The organism is Candidatus Chryseobacterium colombiense (assembly GCA_029203185.1).
In the GTDB taxonomy this organism is placed as follows: Bacteria; Bacteroidota; Bacteroidia; order Flavobacteriales; family Weeksellaceae; genus Chryseobacterium; species Chryseobacterium colombiense.
In genome coordinates, this window is the sequence record CP119310.1 from 1,617,970 (window position 1) to 1,630,673 (window position 12,704).

Below are 12,704 nucleotides of genomic sequence, written 5' to 3' on the forward strand. Positions count from 1 at the left end.
TAATATTAATTATTCCTCGAAGCTGTACTTCGAATGTTCATTCATCATTGAATGTTTAGAATTATTGTAATTGGTGTGAAAAGTTCAGTACGATAAATTCAGCCGGGCGTACTAGTGCTATTTTAACGATTACATCCATTGTTTTAGGCTCATGTTCGTTACCATCCACTTCAACATGGTAAGCTTCTTTCGGAGTACTTCCTGCCAAAGCACCATCCAACCATTGTTGATTTAGAAAATTCTCCAACATTGTCTTTGCCCGTAACCACGTGTAGGATATATTAGGCTGATTAATGAATTGTTTGAGCGCTTGATGTATGGATTGTTCAATCATATCATAATACCTGCGTACATGCACATATTTCCATTCGTTATCCAGATCACCTTCTTTTTTATCTTTTCCATCAAGAGTCCTTGCTCCCCAAACCAAAGTACCTTTTCCTGTAAAAGCTCTAATCGCATTAATTGATTTTCCTAAAACATCTATGTTTAGATCGGACTGGTCCTGGTCCGAAACTTTTTCTGTCGGAGCCACTACATAACTAAGGCTTACATTAGCAGGTGCTTTCCATACTCCTCTTATATTGTCTATTCTTCCATATACTCCTGCCATTGCTGAGGAAGGCGGCAAAACAACATGTAATGACCTTATTTCTTTTTTTATCTGATTATAAAGTTCTGAATTGGATGATTCTAAATTTTTAAGTGTTATTCCGTCTGCAGCTCCTTTTTCGTCTTTTACATTAAGGATCGCAGCTTTTAATGCATCAAACTCTTCACTAAAGGCCGGTGTATTTCCGCCCGTACCATCCGGGATTACAAAATCGTCTATTATTCCGTCATATATAGCTTCTGATACAGCTTTTGCTTCTTCAATTACCTCTGTTAAAGCCGTTTTTGTATCTGGTATTTCGCCATGTGTATCATCAGCAGCCTCATTAATTTCCTCCGCAATAGCAACAGCCTGGTCTAATAAGTCCGCAAGAACAAATGCATCTGCTGATCCATTTAAGATTTCCTCACTTGCCAACCTTTTTAATTCATCTAAAGCAGCAATCTCACCTGCATAAAGATCAGCAGTGGTTTGTCCTTCGCTTTGTAAGCCTATATGATTAATTGGTGTTTCACTCTCATCAAAAGTATAATTCAATATGGTTTTTAAATGTGGAAAATAAGCTGCTGCATAGCTGGATGAGGTTACTTTATTTCTAAAGTATTCAATTGTATTAAGGTTATCTGATAAAGTTGCAGAGTTTCCGTAATAAGTATCCAGAATGACAAATCTGTTTTTCACTTGTTCAGCCTGAGCTATTGCTTCATTATAAAGTGTATAGAATTGCTCCTGATTTGTCAATGATATGGCATCAGGAAAAACAAGAAGCGTAGATTCATTTGAATTTTCAATCTTATCTAAACCAGTTTTTAAGTCGGTATATTGAACTTCCGCCGATGTATAATTTCCTACCGAAACAATATAACACGGTCCACCACCATTCGCAAAATACATCTGTAAAGAATAATACATTAAAAACTTTACCGGAGGTGGCACCACAGTTACTCCCTTATCTTTTATATCTTTTAATTGAATACTTTCTTTTTTGGCTTTTCCAAAATATTCTTCATATTGCAAAAAAGAATTGATTTTGAAGGGTTTATTGTAGCCAACAGTTGCAAAGTCAGTATACCCAATGAATGCCGGTATAGTTGTATCTGCTAATGTAACTGAATAAGGAAGTCTTGTAATTTCTTCAACCGAAACACCTGGTGTTTTTAGATTTAACATATTCGAAAATTTAAATTGAGGGTTATTTGTTTTTATTTTTTGGATTAATCGACTTTAATACTTTCTATATTTACTGTATCAATTAATTTAACCGGAACTTCATCTACAGCCTCTATTTTGATTACACTGATCTTGTATAAGACAGAAGGCATCACTTTTCCTCCTAATAATCCCCAGATATAACTTAGCTGATCAAAGGGAATAGAATGCAGTTCGATTCTGAACTTGAAGTTTTTCTCTGCGTTAGAATCAATATATTCCAATACATTATTGGTCTGGAATATCTCAATAACTTTTGATATGTTTGTTAACGCTTTATCATAGGCAGTTCTGTTGGCAGAGATCATCAGATATAAGTTCAAATAAGCCGGAGGATTCTGCTTTTTCATATCATACACAGGAGGATTTTCGCTTATCGTTTTTCTTGTGTACCAAGATTTGTTCTTCAATGTTGACTCTTCCTCTACGTTCAGTAAAGTAATTACTACTTTATTATCAAGCTCCGAGGTATCATCATCATGTTTTGCTATATCATCAACAACTGCAATTTCGCCGTCATCATCCATCAAGCCTTTTGCCGGATCATTCAGCTTATTTTTTAAAATCATCAATACTTCTTTAATCATAATTTTGCTCTTTGTTATTATGGTGCAAACATACAATAGCCCCCATCCAAAAGACAAATATTTTGAGGGATCAAACCTGTCTTTGCAGTAAATAATATTTCCAATATTTTTGAAAAAAATTAGAATTATTTAAAATAAAAAATTGATAATCAATAATTTAAAAACAAATAAAATAAACAACACTTTTAAATAATCTTATTGAAGTGAAATATAACCTCAGCATTTAAATTTAATTTTGTTATTAAAGACCTATACATCTATACGGTATTTGGCAATCAATTGAATTGTCATTTTTAAGCTTATACATCAACACCTGTTACCAATAATCGAATTGAAGATTGGATATCATTTGAAGCATTACTTTTGAAGGCTCCGTTGGAATACTTTTATCAGAAATATCCCCCTAATTATAATTTTATCTTTTACTGCAAAGACTGAATAGAGAGGCCTCATAATTCGTCAAAGGATTTTTCTTCCTTTAATTTTGACCCCAATAATTTTAAAACTTTAATCACATGAATATCAAAAAACTTTTTAGCAAGCGTAATGAAATTATTGATGGGCATTTCAATGAACTCCGCTCAAAAATAGGCGTGGCCAATCAGGATGAGGAATTTATTTTTTCCATAAGAGAAGAAATCTGTAACCAATGTCCCTTAAAAAATGGCAACAACTGCAATGCTATGAAATGGATGGATCCTAAAACACTGGAAGTTTCAGACTCTTCAAAAGACGGATTTATAAGAGGATGCGGATGCAGATTGAGTGCAAAACAAAGATCAAAATTAAGTCTTTGTCCTGCAGGTTTCTGGGGAGGCGAATTTGATAAGAAATAAGCCGTTCAACCTTTATAAATATTGTGTAATTAAATCTATTGAATGTGGAACAGGACCATATCATTCAGAAAGTTTTTGTCGAAATTGCAGTCAACAACAAAGAAAAAGCAATGAGTATTAAAGAAGATATCAATAGCTTTTTGTCTGTTGATGTATTTCCACAAATAGAAAAGTATATCAATGCTTTAGAATATAAATTAGAAGGTCATACCTTACAAATTCCCCGGCTGGAATTGGATCTGAATGTAAAAAGTAGTTCATTAAATGTCGAATTGAAAGATAAAATTGTCCAGCTTTTTGAAGAGAAATTATCTGAAATGATAAAGCCTATTGAAATTTTAAATCAAGAAGCAGAAAACGATTCAAAGGCGTATTGGATAAGCAATCAGGAAAAAATGGTTCGGACTTTTATCTATTTTTTAGAAAAAGGACATATGCCTTGGTGGAATTCAGAGAAAAAGGGTTTTTCTTTTTTAGAACCTGAGATTTTTGACGTTATGATTCAGTCCGATAATTTCGAAAAAAGCATAATAAGTGTTTTGCCAAAACACGAAGTTCAAAATCGAATGATCAATCAGCTTTCCAACGAGCAAATTGCGCAAATATGTCTGACAATTCTAAAAAGTAAGGAATTAAAAATAAGCTTGGAGCCTAATATAATAAGCTATATAGCAAAGCTGAATCATAAAAACAGATTGATCATTTGGAGTCTAGTATTAAATGTAATATCAGAATATCTGATCTCACCAAAAAGCCATCTCCAGGAATATATTGTACAACAAATATCAAAAATAGATGCGGCCGATTCCTTACAGATAAAAACTAACCGTCAGAATTTAAAAACTGTAATTAAAATTTTCCCTTTCATTGAAGAAATCGAAATCCTGGAGAGCATTAAAAAAGATGTATTCAAGAATCAGGAAAAAGAAGAAAATTCGGTTGAGACCATTGATGATCATGAACCTGAAACAACTTTTGACGATTTAGGCTTTAAAGAAGATGGACATTATATTCAGAATGCAGGACTTATTATACTACATCCTTTCCTCAAAACCTTTTTTGAACATTGCGATCTTATTCATCCGAAAACCCAGCAACTTACGGATCCTGAATTATGCGCTCATTTATTACATTATATTGCCACCGGAAAAACAAATGCTCCGGAATATGATATGATTTTTGAAAAATTCTTATGCAATATTCCAATGAACCAAAGCATTAATAGGCATATTAAACTATCACGCAAACATAAAACACAAGTTAAAAATCTCATAGAAAGTGTTCAGCAAAACTGGAAACCAATGAAAAAGTCATCTGGAGCCTTATTACAAAATGAATTTTTTCAGCGCTCAGGCAAATTAGTGGTCACAGATCATGATTACACACTCACGGTAGAACGAAAAACACAGGATATTTTGCTTGATAAACTTGCCTGGGGAATAAGTTTTGTTAAACTGCCCTGGAAAGAAAAATTCATGTTTGTGAACTGGTAATGGCCTTCACTTTCTCAAAAAATTGTTTGAATTGTTAATCCCATCAACTACAAAAGGCGAAGATTTATATAATCTTCGCCTTCTAATTTATTGATTTCAACCATCAACATTCTTCTATATTCTATCTTACAGTAAGGAATCCTTTAAAAACTCTTTACTGCAACTACAGAATCCTTTACCAAAAAAACAGACAATTCTTCTAAAAAAAAGTGAACTTTGATTCTGTAAACGCAAAAAAGTAAGAAGAAAAGCCAGAAACAGCTCAGCACAAGCTATTTCTCATCATAAAACTGAACACTACTCCAGTTACTCAGATTCTAAAAAAATCCACCATACACAATCTGTTTTTCAGATGCAACAGGTAGTATAAAACGCAATTGTATTAATCGCGTTTTGTATGCCTTCAAAAATCAATATGAAATTAAAAAACTAAGTCAATGAAAGCAGCAACTCCTGTAGAAAAAGACAGCAATGCCCACCAAAGCCCAGGCAGAAAGCAAAGGCAGCAAGAATCGATGGTACCTCTATCTGAGGCGGAAATAACTAACGTAAAGGCACAAAATCCTGAAACATCACCTATTAAGCTTGGATCATCAAACACTGATAATAACCGTCTCAGTTTTAATGGCGGTATTGCAGCGGTTCATGGTTCCCAAACTATATACAATCAGGGTTCAGAAATAATGTATGACAAACTTCAGAAGAGTTTGTCTCAAACCGGCGATATCAATCATCCTGATACTAAAGAGGTTGAAAAAGGCTATATGACGACTTTGAATGTTGATCAGATAAACGATTATCAAAACCTTAAATCGGGGACCTATCTCCCACAAACAAATGAAGAACAAGCGGCAGCTTATCAAGAAAACAAAGCAAAACAAAAAGAAAAAAAGGCTGATAAAGCTACTACTGATATTTCATTAGCAAATTTGTCAAATTCTTCGGCAACAGAATTGGTGGCTAATTTTAATACCGTTCAAAATAACACTACCGCTTTTTTTAATAGTCAAACGGAAAAAGCAACAGGTGAACTCCCAAAAGTGAACGCAAAAACAGGTAGCGCTTTTTCAGGATCTAAATCCCAAAATAAAACAAATACGGATAAGACTGTTGCAAAATCAAGTAAAAAAACAGTTAAATCTGCTACTCAAAAATCAAAATCAAAGGAAATTTCTTTTCCTCAAAACGAGCCATTGAAAAAAGCAAATTACTCTTTCAAAACAACAGGAAATAAAAACGGAGAACTGGAAAAACAAGCTAAACAGCAATTTAGAGCTGTTAGTCTGGATACTTCGTCAATTCCTACAACAATGCAGCAAAATACTAACGTTGATCTTACAGGTGAAGCTGATACAGAGCATTTAGCAATCGAACAGAAAGATGTAGCACAAGATTTAAGCATCAAAAAAAATCAGGCGGCAAAAGATATCCATAAGGATCATGGTGAAAACAGTATTATTAAGAAGCCAAAAGATGAAATACTAAAACCTTCCCGTAAAATAAAGTCCAAAGCTATTAAGAAACAGTCGCTTGATGCAATAAAGATGGAAGGTATTGATGAAGCAAGTATTAATGCTCAGTTTGATCCTATTATTCAATCAAAAATAGGTGCGGAAAATGCAAAATATGAGGCCGCAGAATTAGAGCATAATCAGAAAATCCTTGAACAGGAAAAAGCTACCGAAACACAGATAGGCATCGAAAAAGACCAATCTCAGGAAAAGCAAAGAAAATCGGTAAAAGATGCTCAAGCAGATGTACACAATTCAAAAGTTGAGTGGCAAAATACGCTAAATAAGACAGAATCCGATTTTGCAAAAAAATCCGGCGATCAGGCTAAAACCACTCTTGGAAATATAAAAACCGAAAAGAATAAAGGGGAAGCACAGGCGCAAAAACATATTAATAAGGCTAATGAAGATGCATTAAAAGAGAAAAAAGAAGCTGATAGAAAAGCGGCAGAAAAAAAATCAGAAATGGAGCAAAAAAGTGGTGGTTTCTTTGATTGGCTGGCTGATAAAGTTTCAGATTTTATCAATGCGCTTAAAGATGCCTTGAATGTTGTTTTCACTGCCCTCAGAAAAGCTGTAAAAGCTATTTTTGAAATCGCTAAAAAACTGGTTTTAGAAGCATTGGAAATAGCCAGAAAAGCGATAGTAGTCTTTATTAAGGGATTTGCATCCTTGCTAAAAGGATTCTTAGACATCGCTTTGGCTGCATTTCCTGGTATCAGAGACCGATTGAAAGCTAGAATTGATAAATACGTGGCTGCTGCCGAAAAATTTGTAAACCAAACCTTTGAAGCCTTTAAAAAAGCAGTGGTTGCAGCAATTGATTTCTTAGCAGATGTAGTGGATACACTTATTGGGGCATTACAGGACTTCTACAACCTTATTCTCGATGCAACCAACTTTATTGTGGCTGGAATTATAAAGATAATGGAAGGCTTATCCAATTTAGTGAGTTCTGCTATGGTAATGCCGGACAACTTCATGGGGCAAATTTCTGAAGAATTCCTGGGAATGGATGTTACACAGCCGTTACCGTTTGAGAAAACAGCAATGGCTGAGATGACGAGCTCAGGATCAGATTCAGGATACTCTGAATTTTTAGGAAGAAATTCTTATGATGAAAGTGATTTTCATGTTGACCCGGTTGCCAATGATATGGAACTGAGCCCGGAACTTCTTGCTCAACTCCAAAATAGCAATGGAGAAATCAATTTCGGAGCCAATGAAAACACACTTGATACTTTCAAACAGGATGCAGTTGGATCAGAAAGCCAGACAGAAGCCCCAACAGGAAATCAAAACATTCCAGCTGATCCGTACGCTCAGGCCGATTGGTTCATCAATTACCAAAACAGCCAATCACCACCTAGTACAGATACAGAAAGTGCTTCAGGAAAGCAGCCTGCTACTAAAGGTTCAATGCCTGAAGAAATGAAACTGGTTGGACCGTGGACTCCAGGTGTTCGTTTGTATTATCTGAAAGAACAGATGTGGGCAGGAATTAAAAAAAATTGGGCAGAAAACAAATGGAAATACATCGGTATCGGAGCGGCCATAGTTCTTGGAATAACCGCATTAGCAATTCTTACAGCAGGAGCTATTTTTGCACTTATTCCACCTGCACTCGAAATCTTTGCTGCCATAATGATGGCTGCAGCTGTTGCCAAAGCCAGCGGTTTCTTCAAAACATTTATGACTGATGGTTGGCTGGGGAAAACAGCTACAGCAGGAAAAGCTTTAGCAAGAGCAATTGGGATTATTTTAGTTGAATTAATTTTCATACTCTTATTCGATTCAGCAGCCTTGTTTAAAGTGCTGAAAACGGCAGCTAAAGGTGGCGTAAAAGGAGTATTCAATTTAGCCAAAACAGGAGTTAAGAGTACTCTGAAAGCAGGAAAAAATGCCCTTGTAGCAACAGGAAAAGGATTTGTAAAACAAGCTGGTAAAGCGAAGTTCTTTGTTCAAGGTTTAGGCAAAGGAATCGTGAAAGGAGCTAAGAACCTTGATGAATTAGGTGAAAACCTGGCAAAACGTTTTAAATTTAAAGGATTTAAAATTGTTATAAAAGGATTTAAATTTTATCTTTACGGAAGCGTTAATCCTTGGGTTTTACTGGCGAGTGGAAAATTAGAATTTGTAGATGATCCAAAACTAGGAAAAGTTGGGGATAAGGTAAAAGTTGGTACAGAGGAAGCGTTTATCGTTGGAAGGAATAGTTCTCAAGGTGCTAAAACTGCCAAAGAAGCATTGGAGAAAGGAGGTGTTAGTAGGTTTGTTGACGATCTGGTTGAAATATCTGATGATGTTGATGCACTAAAAGCTAAATTTAATGAATTGGATCTAGCTCCAAATGCAAGCACTATAATTAGTAAAGGGAGTAAAGATCCCGAATGGTTTAGTAGTCCTGACATTTCTCAGGCGGCAAAAGATGCTGCTAAGAACAGATCTCAGCTTAGAAAAAATCTGAAAACAGTTGCAGGAGAAGAGGCCCATCATGCTCTTCCAATTTCAGCTATTGGTGAAAGTAAAATTTATCAGGATGCTATAGATGCTGGATTTGAAGTAAACACCAAAGCAAATGGTATTAATCTTAAAAAATTCAGCAAATCATTAGGTTTGACCGATGGTGTACACGCAAGTCACCCTTTGTACAATCGTGTAATTGATGGAATGCTGGAAAGATTTCGAGTAGAGTTTACTCATTTGCCAACTTATACTAAATCCATGGCAAAAAATTTTACGGAAGAATTATCTACAAGAATGTTAAAGGAGTTAGATATATTATCTAAACAAAAAGGAATAAAAGTAGATGATTTATTTAGACAAGGGGAAGGAATGGGTAATTTAGTACCAGATACAGTATATAATGAAATACTAAAAAGTTTTTATAAAAAATATTAGATATGAAAAAAGTCATTTATTATGAAATGGACTTGTCTACAGAAAGTGAAATTGTTGGAACATATCCACAAGTAGATATACCACAAAAATACTTTAAAGTTCCTAACAATTTTGAGACACTATCTGTGAGATCTTTTCCAGAAACAAATCCCAATTTAGAAAATTTTGTTTTTAAAAGAGCAGCAAAGCTAACAGATGTATTAAGTTCACATATGTTACATTCTTCCATAGGAGTTTTTGTAGACAAAAAATTTAAGGATTTAATTGAAAATTTTTATGTTAAGAACTTCCAGTTTTATAATTGTTCATTAATTGCAGCCGACAAAAATTTGGCACAGCAATTGGCTGAAAATCATTATTTTTTTCTTCATCTGATATATGCAAATGAAATTGTTGATTTTAGTCAGTCTGTATTTGAAGATTTAAAAACCGATGAAATAGTTAAGATAGATAATGAAGAACAAAGAGCTCCTTTTTTACGCCCAGTAAAATTATTTTTAAAAGAGACTCCCGATTTATTTCGTTCTCCTTTTAATATAGCTCTTTTAGTTTCAGAATCACTTAAAAAAGCTCTTGAAGAAGCTAATATTTCCGGTATATTGTTTAAAGAATATAAAAATAACGAATTTTATATCGAAGCATAAAACATAAAATTAAAAATGAAATAAAAACCGAACTCTAAAAAGTTTCGGTTTTTTTATTTAAAGTTTAGCCAAACGTTCTAAAATTGTTGTCAAAGGATTTAAATTTTATCTTTACGGAAGCGTTAATCCTTGGGTTTTATTCCCGAGTGGAGAAGTGAAAGAAATATCAGATGAATTAGCTAAAGGTAAAAAATTAGGCGATGAAGTTGAAAAAGGTATTTTAGTAGGAACAAGAGGGACGGGTAGAACTGCTGATGGTAGTGCTTTTATAAAAGCATTGGGAGAGTTAGCTCAAACTAGTGAATGTTTAGCCAAAATATTACAAGGTGGGAAAGGTGTAGCTAGAGATCCTAAAAAGTTTGTCAACGTTTTACTTATTTTAAGTAGCGCTTTTCCTTTATTACTGTTAAAATCTCCTTAATTTTTGAAATTAGAAAATTTTAACGTCTTTAATTGAGTAATTTAGCATTGGATTAAAAAATGCGTTAAGATTCTCTATGAAAAATATCTTCTTTTTATTGCTTATTTCAGCGGTACAGCCTGCCTTGGCACAAACCAGATTGGAAAAAGCAATTACGAGTCTTGAAAATAATTACGAACAGGAAAAAGTATACCTCCTTACCGACAAATCACAATATGCAGCTGGAGACCAGATATGGTTCAAGAGTTTTGTCTTTGATGGTTACAATCGTTCTGCATTGTCTACTACTCTATTTGTTGAATTGTATGATTCTGATAAAAAATTAATAGACTGGAAAACCATACTTCTCACCAATGGGGAAGGTAGCGGAGATTTTAAACTCAAAGAAGATCTTTCTGAACAGGTTTATTTTGTAAGAGCTTATACGCCTTATATGACGAATTTTAACGAGGATTTTCAGATCGTTAAAACAATTCCGGTTTATAATCCCACCTCCACTAAAACATTAGAAATTGCTAAAAGTACAGACTGGTCTGCAAAAGCTTTTCCGGAAGGGGGAAATTTCATTAATGGAATGCCTACGAAATTTGCCGTAAGATTATCTGGTAATGCCTCTTTACCGGAAAACTGGAGCGGAAAAGTAATAGATGCACAAAATCCGAATATACCTGTTACGACCTTTACTTCTTTCGATAAAAATGTTGCTTCTTTTACAATAACTCCGGCTTCAGGAAAAAAATACCAGGCTATCATTCAGGATAATGCAGGAAAAAAGCTGACGATAGATTTACCCGAAGTGGTAGAGAATGGGGTCAGTCTGCAGGTTTCAAGCTCGAAGGACGGGATTAAATACAGCTTAAAAGGGGTCAATTTAAAACAGCAGCTTCAAAATTATAAAATCGTTGGAACCATCAACAACCATTTGGCGTATAGAGCCAATATCAATCAACTGACTAATGAAGTTTCAAGCCTTATTCCTACCAAAATAAGCAACGGATCCAATGGTATTTTACAGCTAGCCATTTTTGATGATCAAGATAATGTAGTGGCCAAAAGACTTTGCTTTATCAAACCCAATAATTTAAAGATTGAGAAAGCAGATATTATCAGTAAGAATGTAAAAACCACGCCAAGATCCTTCAACAGTATTGATCTTTCCCCGGAATCCTATTTTAAAAATTATACCGTCTTGGTAAGCGAAGATAACGGCAGTACTACTCCGGAAGAAGAAAATCTTATGAGCAGCCTTTGGTTAACGGGAGATTTCACTTCAAAAATAGACAGACCTGCACAATATTTCTCCAGCAATGCGAATAGTGAAGCTTTAGACGCATTGCTTATTTCTGAAAACTGGAAAAGATTTGACTGGAATTCTGTTCTTAGCGGTTCTGTTCCATCCATTAAAAACAATTCTCAAAAATTTCTTTCTTATAGGGTAAAACCTCTTAAAAACAATGCTATGCTGAAAGATACCAACGTCACTTTAGCATTAAAATTAGGAAAAAATGACCCTACTATTAATCTGTTTAAAACGGATCAGAACGGATATGTCTATCTAAATAATCTTAGCTTTGATGAACCTTTAAGCGTTTCGTTATTTGTAAATGCAGAAAAAGATAAAGAATCAAATACGGATAACTTATTCGTTACCGTAGAACCACTGGTACTTCCTACGGAATTTAAAGGCAACTTTCCAACCACAAAATACAGACTGGTAACAGCTGCAGAAAACAGAAAGCTTACACCAACAATTTCCAGAGCCATCAATACGCAGAAGAACATTAAAAAAACGGAGAATGTTGATGTACAAATCGAAGAAGTAAAATTGGTAGGAAAGAAAAAAGATCCTAAAGAAGAATTGGATAAACAGCTTTCTACCGGAATGTTCAGCTCTATTAATTCCACTATATTCGATTTCGTAAATGAAGACCAGCATGTTGCAGGATCAGCTAATATTTTTGATTGGCTACAGGGAAGAGCAGCCGGTTTGACATTTCAACGGGACAATTCAGGAGTGAACGTTCCTTACATTCGTAATAGTCAGGCAAAGCTCTATTTGGATGAAGTACAAACCGATCCAAGTATGATTGCAAGCCTTCCTGTAACCAATATTGCTATGGTAAAAATTATTAAAGGAGCAGGATTGATAGGTGATGCCGTATTAATTTACACAATGAAAGGCAATATGAAGCCTAAAAGCAACGAAAAAGCAACACAAAACAATAATTTGGCGGTCATAAAAGGATACGATAAACCTTCCGAATTTCCTGTTGAAATGATTGATAATGATTCTCCGGTTAAAATAGAAAATGATACCCGAGAAACATTGTACTGGAATCCGAATTTATTTGAAGGCGATTATGTTCCTCCGAGAATTAAGTTTTTTAATAATGACACGGCAAAACAATATAAAATGCTCATCATAAGCTTTGATGAAGACGACAATCTTCTTTATGATCAGCAAATTTTAAAATAATAGGTTTATCCAA

At 34.5% G+C, this 12,704-nt stretch carries 8 protein-coding genes; 6 read left to right on the forward strand and 2 right to left on the reverse strand.

Going from position 1 to position 12,704, the window contains the following annotated elements:
- Window positions 1-61 precede the first annotated feature (61 nt).
- Both P0Y62_07125 and P0Y62_07130 read right to left on the reverse strand, forming a co-directional pair.
- Window positions 62-1,783, reverse strand: coding sequence for a phage tail sheath C-terminal domain-containing protein (locus tag P0Y62_07125; protein ID WEK71325.1), 1,722 nt, complete (start codon window positions 1,781-1,783; stop codon window positions 62-64).
- A gap of 44 nt (window positions 1,784-1,827) precedes the next feature.
- Window positions 1,828-2,409 carry a DUF4255 domain-containing protein gene (locus tag P0Y62_07130; protein ID WEK71326.1) on the reverse strand — a complete coding sequence of 194 codons (582 nt, stop codon included), beginning with the start codon at window positions 2,407-2,409 and terminating at the stop codon, window positions 1,828-1,830.
- A 515-nt stretch (window positions 2,410-2,924) separates the two neighbouring features.
- On the opposite strand from P0Y62_07130, the gene P0Y62_07135 reads away from it, so the two are divergent.
- The 6 genes from P0Y62_07135 (at window position 2,925) to P0Y62_07160 (ending at window position 12,691) form a co-directional block, all read left to right on the forward strand.
- Window positions 2,925-3,245, forward strand: a complete 321-nt coding sequence (locus tag P0Y62_07135) for a hypothetical protein (GenBank protein WEK71327.1) — start codon at window positions 2,925-2,927, stop codon at window positions 3,243-3,245.
- Window positions 3,246-3,289: 44 nt separating this feature from the next.
- Complete coding sequence (locus P0Y62_07140) at window positions 3,290-4,738, forward strand: contractile injection system tape measure protein (protein ID WEK71328.1); 1,449 nt, start codon at window positions 3,290-3,292, stop codon at window positions 4,736-4,738.
- Window positions 4,739-5,175: 437 nt separating this feature from the next.
- Entirely contained in the window at window positions 5,176-9,150 is a 3,975-nt protein-coding gene (locus P0Y62_07145; protein WEK71329.1) for a hypothetical protein, read from the forward strand.
- Between the two features lie 2 nt (window positions 9,151-9,152).
- The gene (locus tag P0Y62_07150; GenBank protein ID WEK71330.1) at window positions 9,153-9,794 is read left to right on the forward strand and encodes a hypothetical protein; all 642 of its coding nucleotides are present in this window, start codon (window positions 9,153-9,155) and stop codon (window positions 9,792-9,794) included.
- A 154-nt stretch (window positions 9,795-9,948) separates the two neighbouring features.
- Window positions 9,949-10,215 (forward strand): hypothetical protein, encoded by a 267-nt coding sequence (locus tag P0Y62_07155; GenBank protein WEK71331.1) that lies wholly within the window; start codon window positions 9,949-9,951, stop codon window positions 10,213-10,215.
- Between the two features lie 76 nt (window positions 10,216-10,291).
- Window positions 10,292-12,691, forward strand: coding sequence for a hypothetical protein (locus P0Y62_07160; GenBank protein WEK71332.1), 2,400 nt, complete (start codon window positions 10,292-10,294; stop codon window positions 12,689-12,691).
- The last annotated feature ends 13 nt before the right edge of the window (window positions 12,692-12,704 follow it).

Bases quoted from the DNA above. Each gene is read 5' to 3' on its own strand.
- P0Y62_07125 (WEK71325.1), bottom strand. From the start codon at position 1,783: ATGTTAAATCTAAAAACACCAGGTGTTTCGGTTGAAGAAATTACAAGA.
- P0Y62_07130 (WEK71326.1), bottom strand. From the start codon at position 2,409: ATGATTAAAGAAGTATTGATGATTTTAAAAAATAAGCTGAATGATCCG.
- P0Y62_07135 (WEK71327.1), top strand. From the start codon at position 2,925: ATGAATATCAAAAAACTTTTTAGCAAGCGTAATGAAATTATTGATGGG.
- P0Y62_07145 (WEK71329.1), top strand. From the start codon at position 5,176: ATGAAAGCAGCAACTCCTGTAGAAAAAGACAGCAATGCCCACCAAAGC.
- P0Y62_07150 (WEK71330.1), top strand. From the start codon at position 9,153: ATGAAAAAAGTCATTTATTATGAAATGGACTTGTCTACAGAAAGTGAA.
- P0Y62_07160 (WEK71332.1), top strand. From the start codon at position 10,292: ATGAAAAATATCTTCTTTTTATTGCTTATTTCAGCGGTACAGCCTGCC.